This window comes from Aliikangiella aequoris (assembly GCF_053709105.1).
The window spans coordinates 2,814,433-2,832,321 of the sequence record NZ_CM132298.1 but is presented as its reverse complement, the minus strand read 5'-3'; the positions used below and the strand labels follow the sequence as shown (position 1 = coordinate 2,832,321).

Annotated in this window: 12 protein-coding genes; 4 read left to right on the top strand and 8 right to left on the bottom strand. The window is 40.0% G+C overall.

What is annotated here, in order from left to right:
- Window position 1: 1 nt before the first annotated feature.
- Both ACUR5C_RS12230 and ACUR5C_RS12225 read right to left on the bottom strand, forming a co-directional pair.
- Window positions 2-3,367 (bottom strand): methylmalonyl-CoA mutase family protein, encoded by a 3,366-nt coding sequence (locus ACUR5C_RS12230; RefSeq protein ID WP_454465418.1) that lies wholly within the window; start codon window positions 3,365-3,367, stop codon window positions 2-4.
- Between the two features lie 408 nt (window positions 3,368-3,775).
- Window positions 3,776-7,045, bottom strand: coding sequence for a S41 family peptidase (locus ACUR5C_RS12225; protein WP_454465417.1), 3,270 nt, complete (start codon window positions 7,043-7,045; stop codon window positions 3,776-3,778).
- Between the two features lie 306 nt (window positions 7,046-7,351).
- Here ACUR5C_RS12225 and ACUR5C_RS12220 point away from each other — a divergent pair, with 306 nt between their 5' ends.
- Window positions 7,352-7,537, top strand: a complete 186-nt coding sequence (locus ACUR5C_RS12220; RefSeq protein ID WP_454465416.1) for a PA3496 family putative envelope integrity protein — start codon at window positions 7,352-7,354, stop codon at window positions 7,535-7,537.
- 79 nt (window positions 7,538-7,616) lie between these two features.
- Here ACUR5C_RS12220 and ACUR5C_RS12215 read toward each other — a convergent pair whose 3' ends face one another.
- Together ACUR5C_RS12215 and ACUR5C_RS12210 are read right to left on the bottom strand one after the other, a co-directional pair.
- Complete coding sequence (locus ACUR5C_RS12215; RefSeq protein ID WP_454465415.1) at window positions 7,617-10,277, bottom strand: sensor domain-containing phosphodiesterase; 2,661 nt, start codon at window positions 10,275-10,277, stop codon at window positions 7,617-7,619.
- A 111-nt stretch (window positions 10,278-10,388) separates the two neighbouring features.
- Complete coding sequence (locus tag ACUR5C_RS12210) at window positions 10,389-11,000, bottom strand: DUF1801 domain-containing protein (protein ID WP_454465414.1); 612 nt, start codon at window positions 10,998-11,000, stop codon at window positions 10,389-10,391.
- A 130-nt stretch (window positions 11,001-11,130) separates the two neighbouring features.
- Between ACUR5C_RS12210 and ACUR5C_RS12205 the strand changes: the two genes are divergently transcribed.
- A complete protein-coding gene (locus ACUR5C_RS12205) occupies window positions 11,131-11,859 on the top strand; it encodes a glycerophosphodiester phosphodiesterase (protein ID WP_454465413.1) in 729 nt (242 codons plus the stop codon).
- Between the two features lie 38 nt (window positions 11,860-11,897).
- Here ACUR5C_RS12205 and aroG read toward each other — a convergent pair whose 3' ends face one another.
- The 3 genes from aroG to ACUR5C_RS12190 all read right to left on the bottom strand — a co-directional run bounded on the left by aroG (window position 11,898) and on the right by ACUR5C_RS12190 (window position 15,115).
- On the bottom strand, window positions 11,898-12,965 hold the full coding sequence (aroG, locus tag ACUR5C_RS12200) for a 3-deoxy-7-phosphoheptulonate synthase AroG (RefSeq protein WP_454465412.1): 1,068 nt from the start codon (window positions 12,963-12,965) through the stop codon (window positions 11,898-11,900).
- Between the two features lie 187 nt (window positions 12,966-13,152).
- Entirely contained in the window at window positions 13,153-14,337 is a 1,185-nt protein-coding gene (locus ACUR5C_RS12195; RefSeq protein ID WP_454465411.1) for a serine hydrolase domain-containing protein, read from the bottom strand.
- A gap of 199 nt (window positions 14,338-14,536) precedes the next feature.
- Window positions 14,537-15,115, bottom strand: coding sequence for a hypothetical protein (locus ACUR5C_RS12190; RefSeq protein WP_454465410.1), 579 nt, complete (start codon window positions 15,113-15,115; stop codon window positions 14,537-14,539).
- A 226-nt stretch (window positions 15,116-15,341) separates the two neighbouring features.
- Here ACUR5C_RS12190 and ACUR5C_RS12185 point away from each other — a divergent pair, with 226 nt between their 5' ends.
- Complete coding sequence (locus ACUR5C_RS12185) at window positions 15,342-16,157, top strand: DUF2797 domain-containing protein (RefSeq protein WP_454465409.1); 816 nt, start codon at window positions 15,342-15,344, stop codon at window positions 16,155-16,157.
- Between the two features lie 46 nt (window positions 16,158-16,203).
- Here the strand turns inward: ACUR5C_RS12185 and ACUR5C_RS12180 are convergent, their stop codons facing one another.
- Window positions 16,204-16,641 carry a hypothetical protein gene (locus ACUR5C_RS12180; RefSeq protein WP_454465408.1) on the bottom strand — a complete coding sequence of 146 codons (438 nt, stop codon included), beginning with the start codon at window positions 16,639-16,641 and terminating at the stop codon, window positions 16,204-16,206.
- Window positions 16,642-16,897: 256 nt separating this feature from the next.
- Here ACUR5C_RS12180 and ACUR5C_RS12175 point away from each other — a divergent pair, with 256 nt between their 5' ends.
- Window positions 16,898-17,881 carry a DUF1853 family protein gene (locus ACUR5C_RS12175; RefSeq protein ID WP_454465407.1) on the top strand — a complete coding sequence of 328 codons (984 nt, stop codon included), beginning with the start codon at window positions 16,898-16,900 and terminating at the stop codon, window positions 17,879-17,881.
- The last annotated feature ends 8 nt before the right edge of the window (window positions 17,882-17,889 follow it).

Genomic DNA, 17,889 nt, shown 5'->3' with positions numbered 1-17,889 from the left:
TTTACATATTTCTTCTGTACTGTCCGCCCACTTCGTAAAGTGTTTGCGAAATTTGTCCTAAAGAGCAATATTTGGTTGCCTCCATGAGAACTTCAAATATGTTTTCATTATTCAAAGCAGCTCTTTGGATTGACGCTGTTTGCTCTTCAATTTCCGTGCGATAGGCTTGCTGTAGTCGTTGCAGCATTTCAATTTGGTAAACCCTTTCTTCTTTCGTTGAGCGAATCACTTCACTTGGAATAACTGTGGGTGAACCTTCTGCCGACAAGAAAGTATTTACGCCAATAATTGGAAACTCTCCAGTGTGCTTTAACATTTCATAGTGCATAGACTCTTCTTGAATTTTAGAACGCTGATACATAGTTTCCATTGCGCCTAAAACGCCGCCACGCTCGCTGATACGCTCAAACTCTAAGAGCACCGCTTCTTCCACTAGATCGGTCAGCTCTTCAATAATAAACGAGCCCTGTAGCGGATTTTGGTTTTTGTTTAAACCTAATTCGCGGTTAATGATTAATTGAATCGCCATTGCTCTGCGCACAGAAGCTTCTGTTGGTGTGGTAATCGCTTCATCATACGCATTGGTATGTAATGAGTTACAGTTGTCGTAGATTGCGTAAAGTGCCTGCAAGGTGGTTCGAATATCATTAAAGTCAATTTCTTGCGCGTGTAACGAGCGGCCAGAAGTTTGTATATGATATTTTAACATTTGAGCACGAGCGTTCGCTTTGTATTTATGCTTCATTGCTTTAGCCCAAATGCGTCTTGCGACTCGGCCAATAACTGCATACTCTGGGTCAACTCCATTAGAGAAAAAGAAACTAAAGTTTGGAGCAAATTTATTAATATCCATGCCTCTTGCTAAGTAGTACTCAACAAAAGTAAAGCCGTTAGCTAGTGTAAATGCTAATTGCGAAATTGGATTCGCGCCCGCTTCGGCAATGTGATAGCCAGAAATAGAAACAGAATAAAAATTACGGACATTTTTTTCAATAAAGTATTCTTGCACATCACCCATTAAACGCAGGGCAAATTCAGTTGAAAAAATACAGGTATTTTGGGCTTGGTCTTCTTTTAGAATATCCGCTTGAACCGTCCCTCTTACTTTTTGAATGGTATCAAACTTTATTTGTTGATAGACATCTTGGGGTAATACTTGTTCGCCAGACACGCCTAACAGCATTAAACCTAGGCCATCGTTACCTTCAGGAATTTCTCCCTGATAAGTTGGAACAGGCAGCTCTTTAGCAGCATAGATCTTAGCAATTTTTTCTTTAACTTGATTTTCTAGGCCGTTTTCTTTTATATAGATCTCACATTCTTGGTCGATAGCTGCATTCATAAAAAAGCCAACTAAAATTGGCGCGGGGCCATTAATCGTCATAGAAACCGAAGTCGTAGGTTTGGTTAAACGAAAACCAGAATAGAGTTTTTTGGCATCATCTAAACAACAGATAGATACCCCTGAGTTACCAATTTTCCCGTATATATCTGGGCGGTAATCGGGATCATCTCCGTATAGTGTAACCGAGTCAAATGCGGTAGATAAACGTGCGGCTGGCATTCCTTTAGAAACGTAGTGGAAGCGGCGGTTGGTTCTTTCTGGGCCGCCTTCACCAGCAAACATACGGGTTGGATCTTCGCCTTCGCGTTTAAACGGAAATACCCCTGCAGTATAAGGAAATTGACCCGGGAAATTTTCTTGCAATTTCCACTGTAAACGATCGCCCCAGCCTTGATATTTAGGCACTGAAATTTTTGGGATCATTTGATGAGACAATGATTTAGAGTGTGTTTCTACTTTTATTTCTTTGTCTCTAACTTTATACACAAAAACATCATCTTGATATTGTTTGCACTCTTCATCCCATTGTTCTAATAGTTTACTGTTTTCGCGGTCTAGTTTGAGTTCTGTTTGTTCTAATACTTGGTTGAGGCTATTTTTGATATTGGCGTCTTCTTCAATAAGCTGCATCGTCTGCATCACGCTTTGTACTTTTTGAGCTGCCTCAGATTGTTGCAAAACCCACTCGTCGTAGCTACGGTTGTTTTCTGCAATTTCAGCAAGGTAACGAGTACGCTTTGGCGGAATGATAAAAACTTTTTCAGACATTTCTTTATTTACGCTAAAAGTTGTCTTTAAATCTGCTTTTGTTGCTGCGTCTATTAAGGTGATTAAATTGCGATATAACTCATTGGTGCCTGGATCATTAAATTGGCTGGCGATGGTTCCAAAAACAGGCATGTTTTCAGTTGGCTCGTCAAAGCGAACATGGTTACGTTGAAATTGTTTTTGAACATCACGCAGTGCATCTAGCGCGCCGCGTTTATCAAACTTGTTTATCGCGATGATATCGGCAAAATCCAGCATATCGATTTTTTCAAGTTGAGTTGCTGCTCCATATTCAGGTGTCATTACGTACATTGATACATCTGAGTGCTCTTCAATTTCTGTATCTGACTGGCCGATGCCTGATGTTTCTAATATGACTAAATCGAAGCCAGCTGCTTTAACGATGTTAACCGCATCTTGAACGTGCGGTGATAGTGCTAAATTTGATTGGCGGGTTGCTAATGAACGCATATAAACTCGCTCATTATTAATCGCGTTCATTCGAATTCGGTCACCAAGCAAAGCTCCGCCGGTTTTTCTTTTAGATGGATCTACAGAAATAATAGCGATGGTTTTATCGCTAAAGTCGAGCAAAAAGCGACGCACTAGTTCATCAACCAATGATGATTTTCCTGCGCCGCCGGTTCCGGTAATTCCAAGAACCGGTGTATTTGACTCTAATGCTGCTTGTTTTGCTTGTTCAAGTAGATCTTTATAATCTTCTGCAAAATTTTCAGCTGCAGAGATTGCTTGACCAATTTCACGAGGTTGCGACTGAGTAGGTAATGACTTTGGCGCTTTGTCACCCGTTGCAAAGTCAGACTTAGCGATTAAGTCGTTAATCATTCCTTGTAATCCAAGATCACGACCATCATCGGGTGAGTAGACTCTGGCTACCCCGTGGTTGTGAAGCTCTTCTATCTCGTCAGGAAGTATAACGCCACCACCACCTGCGAATACGCGAATATGCCCACAGCCTTTTTCATTTAACAGGTCTACCATATACTTTAGGTATTCAACGTGACCACCTTGATAAGAGGTCATTGCGATTGCTTGAACATCTTCTTGAATGGCGCAATCGACGACTTCCTGAACGCTACGATTATGGCCTAAATGTATCACTTCACAACCGCTTGCTTGAATTATACGGCGCATGATATTAATGGCGGCGTCGTGGCCGTCAAAAAGTGAAGCTGCAGTGACAATGCGTATTTTGTGCTTAGATTGATAAGGTTGTGGCGTTGCTTGAGACATGAATGACCTATTAATCGAAAAATAAATGGAAGAAAGCCCAAAAAGGATTTCAATCATGGTGATAAAACTCAGTTTAATCACCAACCCAAAATCAGGCGCGGATTATACCAAAATAAAGGGCTAGAGGGGAAATTTGGATTTAAGGAATGACCAGTTAGGTTTGTGACAAGGGGGAGTTTAACTAGAAACGGCTAAAAAGCTGGCCAAATCACATTAAGGCTTTTTATTTACCCCTTATTTCCGTAGCGTTACTTTGGATGGTTAACTGATTGAACTACAACTGAAATTTGGGTAATTAATTTAAACCGTCTTTGCGCTTTGTAGAATTTAGTGAAGGGCTAGCGCTTAAAATCTAATATGCGCCTTAGGTTTAAGGCGCATTGCGAATATCTAGGTCAGCTAAGTAGGTTACTGAACCGTTATGTCTTTGGCTGGCGTATTCGCGGGAGAAAGTAGTTTACCTTGAAGTTTGGGGAGTGGCTCGTGAAGCATTTTTTGCTCTAAATACTCTATAGCCGTTTCAAGCTGAGCATCTTTTCCGTTAAAAGTCGCAAAAGGTAAATTGTCGACTTCGATGGTTGGAGTGACTCCAAAGCCTTCTACAACCCACTCACCGTTCATAGCAAACTGAGGGTATTCTGCGACGCGCGCAATGCCTTTATCTGTTAGGCGATTTAAGCCACGTAACCAAACTCCGGCTCCTGCAGTTTGCTTTCCAATAATAGGCGCTAAGTTAAGTGCCTTAATGCCAGCGGTAAAAGTTTCGCCGTCTGAATAGGTAAATTGATCTGCGAGCACCACTAGATGACCGCGAAAGGTTTGCTGCATATTGCTATATCCCGCGCCATTTCCTGCTTGCCAAAACATCCAAGCTTTCTTTAGTAGTTTTTCAATAATCCAAGCGTCAATGTTGCCGCCACGGTTACGTCTTACATCGATGATTAAGGCGGGTTTGTTATAGTTTGCATAAAACTCCCTTGCAAACTCTGCAATGTCTTTCGCACCCATTGCATGGATGTGTAAATAGCCAATATTGGGGTTAGCTTGGGTGACTGTATTGCGGGTTCGGGTAACCCAATCGTTATAACGCAATGTATACTCTGCGCGATGTGATACAGGGATTACGAGCGTTTTAATTTGCTTGTCGCCACGTTTTAGTTGTAACAGGACTTGAGCGCCAACTTGGTTGAGAAGCTGCTCATTAAGGCTGGCAATAGTTGGTGTAGGCTGTCCGTTAACTGACACAATGATGTCATTGTTTTTTGCGTTAACGCCAGGAAAACTTAAAGGTGAGCCACTTAATGGAAGTTCAGGATCATATTCAAAGATATGATCGATTTGCACGCCTTGTTTAGTTTGGTTATAAATAGCGCCTAATGAGGCGACTTTAGGCGGGGTGATAGTTAAACCAAAATCACCACCTCTGACTTGTGAGTGAAGTGTATTTAATTCTCCCATCATTTGAGTGAATAGATCATTTAATTCATGACGATCGGTTAATCGTTGTAACAAGGGGGCGTACTTTTGTTTTACTTGCTTCCAATTTACACCGCGCATAGTTGGGTCAAAAAGTGAGTCTCTATGCATTAACCACGCGTCATGAAAAATTTGTTGCCATTCTTGCTGTGGCTCTACCTTGATTTGCCAGCTACTAACCGCAACTTTAGCGTCCTTGGTCTCTTTGGGAAATTTAGCCCCAACATCTACGATAAATAGTTTTTGGTTGTCGCCACCATTTTTCCTAATAAGCAAGTTTTTACCCTGCGGATCCATTTGTAGCTCAGCAACGTCTTTTGAAAAGGTTTCAAACTTAGTGTTGGGTTCTATTTTAGCAACTAAAACTTGGGGTTTGCTGTTTGGCTCAGTTATACGATCGATAACATAAAGAAACTTTGATGAGAGCTGTAATGCGCGATAATTACCTGGGTCTAATGGTAGCTGCCATAGCCGACTAGAAAGACCGTTCCAATCAATTTTTACTACCTTAGCTGATTTCTTGGGTGATTTTTTAGTCGACTTTTTTGGGGTAGACTTTTGCAATAATTCATTAGGATCGCGAAATGGAAATTGAGCTTCTTGATTAATCGCGATGGCGAAAATTTGGGTTTGCCGGTCAAAGCTTGGCCCCATGTTTCTATCTCCCCAAGGCGAGCTTGGAAAGGCATTAAAGTGCCTATTTGAAAGAAAATAAAGCCACTGGTTGTCTTGCGAAAACGCTGGTGAAAAAGAGTGATACTTTTCACTAGTAAGAAGTTGATATTTGTCTTCGAGAATCGAGTATAAGGCAACCTGGCTGCGATCTTTGTCTTTGTGAGTTGTTGCGATGGCAAGCATTTGGCTGTTGTTAGACCAAACAACATTTGTATAGGGTGTTAAAGATTCTTGGTGGCGCATGATTTGCTTGTTTTTTAAAGTCTTTAAGTTCAACAGCCATAGGTTGCCATTTTTGTCATCGTGCGCAATATATTCACCGTTGGGAGATATATTAATGTGCCACCTAAACGTATTCGCATCAAAGGTTAACTGTTTGCGTTGTTTACTTCCATCAGCGGCAAAGCGCCAAATTTCAACTTCGCCACTGGCGTCATTTAATGCATAAACCCATTGGCCATTTGGCGAAAGTATTGCTTTGCGGGTTCTTGAATTTGCTGGCGTATCAATTTCGATCAGTCGAGAGCCGTCAACATTAGCAATTGCCACCTTTCCTCTGGCAGTAATAACCACTTTCTTTTGTTTTTGCGCCAAACTTAAGTGAGTTAAACTTTTTAATGGCGTGTTATCCCAATGAGTTCTTAGATTAGCAAAATCTGAACGTAGCTGAATATTAAGTAGTGTGCTTTGTTGAGTCGCTAAATCAAGCAAAATTAAATCTGCGCCTAACTGATAGATTATTTTATTGTTATTTAGCCGAGCGCTTTTTACTGCCCATTGTGTATGTTGAGTTAGAGCTTGTTTATTGCTACCGTCTTTATCCATTTGCCATATATTTGGACACCCAGTAGCGTCGCTAATAAAGTAAACTTTATTCTTGCTAACCATTGGGTTGCTGATTGAGCCTTGATGATCAGCAGAGAGCTTGACTGCTTCCTTAGTTGAGCCTAGCTGGTATTGCCACAGTTCGCCGATAGCACCGCCTCGGTATTGCATCGCGTTATCGGTTGATACTTGCAGCCCAAATTGTACGAAATAAAGTGATTGGTTAGCAGGGTCTATTTGACCTTCAACCGCGTCAGCTAAAGGAATCGAGCGAGTAATTAAAGTCGCCGGGTTAACTTGGCGTAAAGTCCAATTACCCGTTGGGCCTACGCGGTTGTTGCTACTATATAAAATCTCTCCAGAGTGAGTCCATGCATGTAATTTAACTTGACTATTCTCATAGGTAATTCGCTTAGCGACACCTCCACTCAATGGCATCACATAAACTTCAGAAGCACCGTCATAGTTAGCAACAAACGCAATTTGTTTGCCATCGAAAGAGATGCTCGGTTGGGATTCTAGCGCTTTATTGGTCGTTAAGCGTTGGGCTAATGCTTGCCTTGGCTGAGTTAGCCATAAATCGCCTTCTGCGGTAAATATAATATTATCTTGGTGCAGAGTTGGAAAACGATAATAGCCTGGAGAGGCTATCAAAGAGCTGCCGTAGCATATCAGTAGGCAGAAAATTAGTTTTAATTTCATAAGGTTACCCAATAAAGTAAGTGCTTTCAATCAGTGTTATTTGTGGCCGCTTGATTAGTTGCAATAGCAACAAAACCATGACATATAACCTGAGAATACTACAGTCTCAGAGTTCCTTAAAATATTGTTCGGCTATTTTGGCTATTTGAAGTGTGACTAATTGTTACGTTATTCGAGTTGGGCATTAAAATTGCCTGCGACATTGATAAACATTGTTTATCTTGACCAACAAAATAAATTGTTGGTCAATTAGTTACGCTAGCCCTATATTCGGCTTGAAGAGTGTTTTCTTTTACGAGGTGAATTATGCAATCTTCTGAACGGGTTAGCCGTGTTAAAGTACAACGTAAACACTGGGACGATGAAGGAGTCCACCACTCTAAAAAGTCTCATCATAGCGATAAAAGTAGTTATCGAGCTCGCCAAGACTTAGAGAACTATTTTGAACAAAAGCGCTTGAAGGCAGAGTTAGATGAGGTATGGGATATCTAGAAAACACCATTAAATATTTCCACCGCAGGCGCATAGCCTGCGGACTTAAGGGCATCAATTACTCACCCGCGGCATTGGTTTAAGCGATGCTATTAACGCCCGAGTAGCTTTGCATAAAGTCGATTAATTTGTTACTTGGTATTGGTTTAGAAAATAAATAGCCTTGCCCAAAGCGACAGTTTAAGTTCTGAGACAAACTCATTTGTTGTTCAGTTTCTATCCCTTCAACAACAATCTCCATTCCTAAGTTAGTGGCAAGAAAGCCAATTGATTCAATTAAAGTGACCTTGCTTTGATTTTCGTGAGACGACTGTATAAAGGAACGATCAAGCTTTATTAAATCAAATGGAAATTGATGGAGATAACTTAGCGAAGAATAACCGGTTCCAAAATCATCTAAAATAACCTTCATTCCAATCGACTTTAATTCCTGTACAAACTGGGTTGCGGCTTTAAAATCTTCAACTAAAATGCTTTCGGTAATTTCGGCGTTAAGTTTGGCCGGATCTACTTGAAATTCGGTTATTTTTTGGCGGATAAAAGTGTCGAGTGTTCGCGACAATATTTGCATAGCAGAAATATTTATATTGACATATAAGTGTTGTGTTTCTGAATGCTGAGAAAACTGCTGTAAGCCTTCGCAGGCCATACTGACGATAGATTCGCCTAACTCTTGAATTAAACCGGTTTCTTCTGCGATTGGTATAAAATCAACCGGGCCTATATAGCCTAGAGTAGGGTGCTTCCAACGAATAAGCGCCTCAACACCAACCACATTATTGTTAAAGAGATCGATTATCGGTTGATAATGTAATGAAAGTTGTTCGCCGCCAATTGCAAGGCGCAAATCTTGTTCAAGCTGCAATCGTTGTGATACAAGCTTTTTAATATTTGCGTCAAAAAGGCAAAAGCGGTTTTTGCCATTTTGCTTGGCTTGGTACATTGCAGAATCGGCATCGCCAACAAGTTGGTCTGCGCTGTCAGCGCCTACCTTACCCATTCGAATACCAATACTGGCACTTGTCATTAAAGAGTGTTGCTCAACGATAACGGGTTGCTGTAGTTGATTTAAAACTCGCTGAGCTAATTGAACGGCAATATGCTCTTTAAACACATCAAACATTAATACACAAAACTCATCGCCCCCTAGCCTAACGACAACATCATCTTCGCGCATACATTCAGCGAGCCTTTTAGCAACTTCAATTAAAAAGAGATCGCCGACGTGATGCCCCAGACTATCGTTTATTATTTTAAAGCGATCTAAATCTAGAAATAAAAGTGCAATATCATTTTCTTGTGAAGTTTGCGGTTGTCCTAAGATTAAATTGAGTTGCTCAGTTAAATAGCGCCGATTAGGAAGTTGGGTGAGCGCATCGTGAAGTGATTCGTGTTCTAGCTGTTTTTCAATGACCTTACGTTTTTCGATGGTCATTTCTAGGATAGATGTTCTTTCTTTTACTCGCCTCTCTAAATTTTCGTGGGCCTGGGTGAGTGCTTCGGCGTCGTACTTTCTTAAAATTGCGGTTGCCACCTGTTTAGCGATTATAAGCAAAACATTAAGATTCTGCTGCGTATGGAGGTGATCTATGTCGTAGCTTTGAACGACCAACACTCCAAATGTATCACTTTGATCACACAAAGGAACACCTATCCAAGAGACCGCGCTAGGGCCTAGCATTGAAAGTTCTTGTTCGTTATTCTTGCTCAAAAAAAGTGGCTGGCCAGAAATTAAGACTTTTGCAGTTAGGCTATCGCCGGCAAGAGGGTTAGATTTAGAAACATCAAGCATTCCGGGACGAGCGTCATGAATATCGACGAAATAGGGGAATTCCAGGTATTGTTTATCTTCACTTAAGATTGCGATAAATGCGTTTTCGGCATACATTAATTCACTAATGGTCGCGTGTACGCCTTCAAACAATTCGCCTAGGCCTTTAGAAGTGCTAACTAAATCCGTTATTTTAAACAGCGCTTTTTGAATTTTTTCGCTGTTGCGTCTCTCGTTAACTTCAGTGGTTAGCTTTTGATTAATCTGCTTTAACTCTTGCGTGCGCTCGGCAACTCGTGACTCAAGTAACTGGTTAGTATTGGTGAGCTGTTGGTGGGCGAGTTTTAACGCCTCAGAATCTCGTTTGCGGCGCAGGGCTGTAGCAATATGCTGTGATACATAGTTCAATAAATTTTCATCTCTTGGGCTGTATTTAAAGCCGCTCTCATAACTTTGAACAACTATTGCGCCAAGAATTTTATTATTTTGTTTTAACGGAACACCAAGCCAGTTTTCTGGCGCTTTGCCTGTCAGTGTGTATTGAGTGAAGTCTTCTTTATTCACGTGAACCATTAAGCCGGTACGGATTATTTTTTCCGTTGGGCCACCTTTAATTGCCTGTAAACTGATTTGTTTTTTACTATTGTGCAGCGGGCCGTCAAGGCTTTGCTGATCGTCTTCATGATCAACGTAGTAAGGGAAAGTAAGTGCGTCGCTTTCTGGGTGATAAATTGCAATAAAAAAGTTTTTGGCAGATGTTAGCTCGTCGACAATTTGATGCAGTATTCGATAAAAGTCACTCAATTTGACCGCTGAGTTTGCTATGTCAACGATTCTAAATAACGCGCTTTGAAGTTTTTTATTGGCAGCAAAACGGCGTGCTTCTCTTTTTAAAGAGGCAATTTCAGATTGTGCCTGAGCTAACTGTTGGCGCAACACTTCGGGATTATTTTCTTGTTCTGTGCTCAATAAACTCTGCCAGCTTAATTGATGAAAACCATTAAATACTGATTATTCTTTGTTGTTATAGCTATACCTTACTTTATTTTTTATAATAATTCATTGAAATCGTTCTATTTTTTAGCATTTTCTATATTTATCATTCAGTCCTGTTTGCGCACTAATAAGTTCAATAGACTTTTTTAGCCTGCTTAGCTTAGTTGTATCCCGTTTGGCAGAGAGTATAAAATGGTGAAACTCTTTTTGTTTATAGGGTGGAAATGCCTCGAATTGAGCTTTTAATGCTAAATTTGAGCTTAATGCTTGTTCAAGTTGCGGTGCTAAAAGTAACGCTTCTGATTGCGCTGTAACATTCACTTTGCGGCCTTTTTGTTGGTTTGTTTGTGCTTCATTTAAGTAGAGCAGTATTTCTTGTGAAAAAGCGTTTATTTCTTCGGCACTTTTAAATCGCCATTGTCGCATGGCTTTGGTTTTACCTTGCTGGGCATTCACCAGTCTTTGCTTTGAATCGGTTAAAAGTGCCCCTTGGAAAAAAAATAATGCCAAATGATTTTTAAAAGCGCTAAGACCAACGACATTTGCATTAGCAAAAGTGTAAACTGGTGCGCCCCATTTGATAGTTGGGCTAAGCTTAGTTTGGTTTATCAAGTTAATTAATAGCGACAGTTCTGTGTTCCAATTAGGATGTTGTTGGATATATTCTTGAACACTACTAATTTTCTGCTTTTGCATATTGCTTATGTGTCCTATAGAGGCTAATGTTTAAATAGTTATACTAGTCTTTTGCTTAGTTGATATCAAAAGATTCTTAACGTCAGAAGCTCAAGTGCTTATCTATCAACCAATTTATAGCGGAGGTATCATGCTAGTTTTTGCTCATCGAGGCGATAGCGCACACCATCCGGAAAATACATTGGCTTCCTTTGATGCTGCACTTTGCATGAATGTTGATGGAATAGAAATTGATATTCGCATGGTAGAAAGTGAACTAGTGGTATTTCATGACCGCTGGTTACAAGGTAAAACTAATGGACGGGGCCGTATTAGTGAACGAACTTTAGCTGAAATTCGCTCACTAGATGCTGGCAAAGGCCAAAAAATACCAACGCTATGGGAAACATTAGCGCTCGTTAATGGACGCTGTCTTGTCAATATTGAACTTAAATCTGAGCGAATAGTCGTTCCGGTTTTAAAGCAGCTGAATAGAGCATTAGCTAAGTTAAATTTTGAGCCAAACCAATTTTTAATTTCTTCATTCAACCATCATTTACTTCAAGAAATTAAGCTGCTTGATTACCAATGGCGTATAGCGCCTTTGACAGCCTCCTTGCCAATTGATTATGCGGCATTTGCATCGCGCTTGTGTGCCTATAGTGTGCATGTGGATTTGGATTTTGTGAACCAACCTTTTATAGATGATGCCCACCATCGTGGCTTAAAAGTTTTTGTTTATACTGTTGATGAAGAAGATGATATTTTAGATCTTCATCGAATGCAGGTGGATGGAATTTTTACTAATTACCCTACACGAAGTATGGTGAAAGTCGCGCATTTAAATGCTTCGGCCGCGCAGCATAAACAGAGTAGCTGACCCGTTGGGTTGTTATTGCACTCACTAACCATAATTTTTTAATTACAAGCAGTGTGTTTTTTTATTGATTGAATGCTGTCATTTAACTGTTGCAGTACTGCTTTGGTATCGTCCATGCCAATACATGCATCGGTTATGCTTGTACCAAAAGTGAGTTGCTCTGGGGTACTTAATCGCTGCTTACCTTCGTTTAAAAAACTTTCTAACATCACCCCGAAAATTGCACAAGATTGCTCTTTAAGTTGCTCACAAACTGACTGACAAACACTTAACTGTTGCTTAAATTTTTTGAGTGAATTTGCATGGCTGCAATCGACCATTATTTTAGGGTTTAACTTTGCTTTAACTAGTTGTTGAGTAACCTCTTGAATGCTTTCTGCGTGGTAGTTTGGCTGCTTTCCTCCCCGCAAAATAATATGACAGTCTTTGTTTCCAGTTGTTTCAACAATCGCTGAGTGACCGTATTTGGTTACTGATAGGAAGTGGTGGGGACTGCTCGCTGCACTTATTGCATCGAGTGCTATTTTTATATTGCCATCGGTTCCATTTTTAAATCCAACCGGGCAAGATAAACCCGAAGCCAGTTCGCGGTGAACTTGCGATTCAGTAGTGCGCGCGCCTATAGCCCCCCAGCTCATTAAATCTGCTAAATATTGGGGCGTAATCATATCTAGAAACTCTCCCGCAGTGGGTAGTCCTAACTCATTAATGTCGAGTAAAAGCTTTCTGGCAATTCTTAAACCATCATTTATCTTAAAGCTGTCATCTAAGTAAGGATCGTTAATTAAGCCTTTCCAGCCAACGGTAGTGCGCGGCTTTTCAAAGTAGACACGCATCACAATTTCTAAGTTTTCGGCATGACGTTCGCGCAATGTTATTAATTGCTTGGCATAGGCTAAAGCAGCGGCAGGGTCGTGAATTGAGCAGGGGCCAACAATGACTAATAAACGCTGATCTCTACCTTGCAAAATATTGGTAATTGCTCGGCGTCCTGTTAATACGGTTTGCGTAACCAAATCGTTTGCGGGAAATTTTTCTAATAAAGCGATCGGCGGTAAAAGCTCTTTTATTTGACTAATTCTGACATCGTCAGTTTGATAGTGCATGATTTTTCTCATTGAATTTAAATAAAAAATTATGATTTCGATTATTCAAAATATAATTTGTAAACGCAATCCACAAATGGATTAAAAAACTTAAAGTTATTAAGAATGTGCGAAATGATAGCTTTTATCAGTGAATTTAAAAGGAGTTACTTGCGTGTGCAGTATAACTCTTTGCAGTTGCAGCGAATTAGTGATTTTTGAGTAAAGGAATAATGCGACTTTCAATTAATGCGAGTGGCATTTCATAAAGGCTATTGGCATAATTACTAGCGCTAATCGCTACCACTAACTGATAGCTAGGTACCACTACGATAAATTGACCGCCCGAACCTCTCGATGAATAAAAATTAATATTTTGAGTCGCGTTTTTAAACTCGCCGGTCCACCACTGATAACCATATCCTGTGGTGTACTTTAAGTTTAAATTGACCTGCTTAGTAATAGCGTTGCTCACCCACTTTTCAGAAAGGACCTGGTATCCGTTCCATTCGCCTTTATTTAAATAGAGCTGGCCTAGCTTTGCCATATCACGGGTTTTTAAGATTAAACCGCTACCGGCATTAGCCAGCCCCGAGGGCGTTTTTATCCACTGGGCATGATTAATTTGTAATGGTTCGAACAGATAGCTTTGCGCAAATGACTCAAACTTAAAGCCCGTTTGATTCTCGATTACTGCCGCCAAGGCAATGCTGGCAGCGGTGTTATATTCAAAACGCGACCCCGGTGGTTCGATTAAAGGTAACTCTAGCAGAGCTTTAACATAGTCTTGCTTGTGTTGAGTAATGAAATTAAGACTGTTGCTTTGACTATTTATGGGTTCTGCCCATTCATCCCAAGCGAGCCCGAGTTGCATGGTTAAGGTATCTTCTAATGTGATGCTTTGTTTTTCGCTAAAGTGGGCATCAAATACAATATTAGATGAATCGATTACCTCTAAAAGCGGTGTTGCAACATCATGTAAAAAGCCTTGCGAAAATGCGATCCCGACTAGAGTACCAGTAAAGCTTTTACTTACCGAATGCATTAAATGGGCTTCTAAATCATAGTTTTTCGCCCAAAGATCGTATTCAGAAGGCGTTTCTTTAAAGTCTTCATGGAAAAGCAAGTAGCCGTCTTTGACAATGCTGAGGGAGTCTATTCCGGGATAAGTTTGCTGCTCAATATCCTTAACCAATGAGTTAATCTTATGCGAATCAATACCATGATCATCTAAATGAGCAACTTGCCAGCCGTCATTCTTAAAGGCGGGAATTTGATATTGATAGGCAGTTGAAGCTGTCGCCTCAATAGGCTGTGGTGGCTGTGAACAGGCACTTAGCGTTAATATTAAGCTAATGATTAAGCTCTTTTGTTTAACTGGAACTTTGTTCATTGAGTTTACAAAGTGAAGGCTTTAGTTAAAATTAAACCAAAGCGAAATAGAAAACTATAAATAGACAGCTATAAAGGTACCTTTGCTCAAGCGAAATAACAAGCGGCTAATGTAACTTATTAAATGAAATTATAATAATGTGACTTAATTTTACTTAAAGGCAGCTTGTAAGGGCTGCCCTAAGTCAATGTTGCTGTAGCTAAAAACTAATCGAAATTTGAATTCCGCTAAATACCTCAGACTGAGACTCAAAATGATGGCTGTCTATTTCTCTAATTCGCGAAATCGCTTCAATTTTTAACTTATTTAATCTTATGCCAGCTCCTACACCAAGGTAGCCGTCAATATTCTCATAATCACTATCACAAAATACTCCATCATCATAAAACGAGTCTGAATAGCAGTAGTTATAGTGTGAGTTACGATAATCGTGAAATATTAGTTCGGTTAAGTCGAGACCGGCTTCTACGAATAAGCTAATTTTAGAAAAGTGGCCAAATCGAATGCTGCCTTCCCAAGCTAAGTATTCTTCAATAAAACCGTCAGTCGCGGTAACTTGAGCCGTACTTAAAGAGTTAGTAAACCCAAGCCCAAGATTTTTATCAAATTTAAAAAGGAAAGAGTGTCCTAAACCCGTGATGCTGTCGGGTCCGCTTGTCTCATGGGTATAAAAAATGCTTTGTTCCGGGGGTTCATGGGCGTTTGCGGATGGCGCAACGAGTGTCACCATCATAAATAACCAGTAAGTTGTATATTTAAATGCGGTTGAAAGAGTCACTTTATATATCCTTAATTTGGGTTGGCTAAATAATACATGACAAGGAATTTATTTGTTGAGGAGCATAGTACGCGAAGATAAATGAATTTTAACTGAATAGTGAAGGGGACTTTGTTAAAGGATTGATTAGGATTGTTGGGTAAGCTGGTCACTGGCGGTATGAGCAGGTAGAATATTGGTTTATTTTTAAATGAACAAATCGTGTTAATTCAAGGTGAGAAGTAAAATGGTGACAGGCAGTTTAAGTAAAATGCGCACACAGCTTGCTGAACAAGTAGAATATCGGCTGCCTGTAGGTAATACAGAGATACCTTTAAATCAATATTTAGGTAAAACGATTAGCTTAGAGTTTCAAGGCGAAATTAACTGTTTGCATTGTGGTAAAGCGACTAAAAAAAGCTTTTCTCAAGGATATTGTTTCCCATGTATGCGCAGCTTAGCTCAGTGCGATATGTGTATTATGAAGCCAGAAACTTGTCATTACCATGAAGGTACATGCCGCGAGCCTGAATGGGGCGAGAAAAACTGTTTTGTTCCTCACTATGTTTATCTTTCGAATACTTCGGGGCTTAAAGTAGGGATTACCCGACACACTCAAATTCCTACGCGCTGGATTGATCAAGGCGCGACTCAAGCGACTATTATTTATAAAGTGAGCACGCGACAGCAGTCGGGGTTTGTAGAAATGGCATTTAAAGATCTTATTGCCGATAAAACTAACTGGCGAGCGATTTTAAAAGGAAATCCCCAACCGAGAGATTTAAGAGTTGATGCGCGAGCGTTGAACCGTCAATTAGGCGAGCAAATGGAGTCGATAATTACACAGTTTGATAGCGGCGATATAGAAGAAGTAGAGCCTGAAATTACTGAAATTAACTACCCCGTGCTAGAGTTTCCGAACAAAATAACCTCGCATAATTTTGACAAAAAGCCTTTAGTTGAAGGGACTCTAATGGGGATTAAAGGCCAATACTTAATTTTTGATACGGGTGTTATTAATATTCGAAAATTCACGTCTTACCAAGTCGCGGTTAATCTATAGCGGCAAATTATTGATGAAAGGACGATTTATCTGCTAATAGTATTGACTAACCAACGAGACTTTTTTGATTTTGGTTGGCTTGTGCTAGTAGCCAGTCAAGCGCTGTGGTTTGGTCGAAGTCTATGTTAACCATAAAGCCATTATGGCGAGCCAACTTTTGCCAAAAAAAGCCAAGCACTTTAATGGTTTGAGAAGTATTTAGCACTAAAGAAATTACGAGCGATTTGGGCCATTTTTCTGCCATTAAATCGGCCAGATAGTAGCGATCCATAATGCTTAGATTTCCTTCAGCGTTTGAAATATCGACTAATGCAAATTGCTGTTGTTTTGTTAAGCTATATTCAATTAATTCTGTCCCTAGACTTGCCATGCCGTTTAGCGAGTATTCACCATTATAAACAACATGAAAATAGCCATCAAACAACTGGTAGCGAGTCGTTTGAGAATTAAAGTGAGAACTGTCTAAGTGATTTTTGTTAGCCAATAATTCATCCTATGCAGTGAAAAAGCTTAGCTTAATTTACCCAGTATAGACGACTTGCTTAAAAATGGTTTTATTATTCGCCACCTATATCCTCAAATAAATAGGCATCGGCAAAATCTCAATGCTTAGCGTATTTGCTAATAGTTAAGTGAAAATACTTGATCATTTGGTAGTTAAACCTTTTATTACTGCGTGCTAATTGGCTAGGTGTTTCGTGTTAAGCTTATTCATCCTTTGATTGGTTTAGCAGGGTAAAATGAGCACACAGCGCTATATTCAAGATCTAAATTGGTTACTTCAAAGTGAACCCATGATGATGCTAGGTGATCTAGCAAAAGCTCCACCAGTTGATCCGCAGTGGCTTGAGCAGGTTAATCATCAACCTGAACCATTAGTAAGGCACCTTGAAAATAAAAATTTAAGAATGTTGGGACCCTATTATGAAGCCTTATGGGAGTTTATTTTAGCTGAAAATCCATTGACGCGTTTAGTCACCAAAAATTTACAAGTAAAAGGCAAAAAGCAAACATTAGGAGAGTTTGATTTTATCTATCAGGAGCTTAAAGATGGCACTTATCATCATTTAGAAGTGGCTATTAAATACTATTTAGGTAGTCATTTTGCGGAGGACATTAAAAAGTTAAACACAAAGTCGCCGAATGCTTCTCCAGATGAATCCCTATCAATTTGTGAGGAGGCGTCTTTTCAATCGAGCTGGATTGGTCCCAATGGTAATGACCGGCTTGATTTAAAGCTCGATAAAATGTGTCAAAAGCAGGTTAAATTAGGATTAACACCAGAGGGTAAAGCGGCTTTGTTAGCGCAGGGAGTTGAGCACTGTCAGCAGCATATTAGTCTTAAAGGCTATTTATTTTATCCTTGGCAAAAACCTAGCCAAAAAACACTTATTTTGCCCCCTGTTGGGGTAAACCCTAATCATAATAAAGGCCAATGGCTCTTCTACTCACAACTTCACGAATGGGTAAATTGTGAAAGCCTGCAGTCTGACTCTGCCAAATGGCGAGTTATCAAAAAGCCCCATTGGATGGCTTATTTGAAAGCCAAGGCTAATTCCTTGATTTCGCTAAAGCAACTACAGAGGCTAGTTTTAGAGCATTTTGAGCAGTCTAAACGACCTTTGTTGGTGGGAAAATTTGAGGTTCTAGCGAGTGAATCTGAGTTTTATACGATGACAGATTCAATTTTTATTGTTGATGATGCTTGGCCGCAAATTCAGTAGGCGTCAAA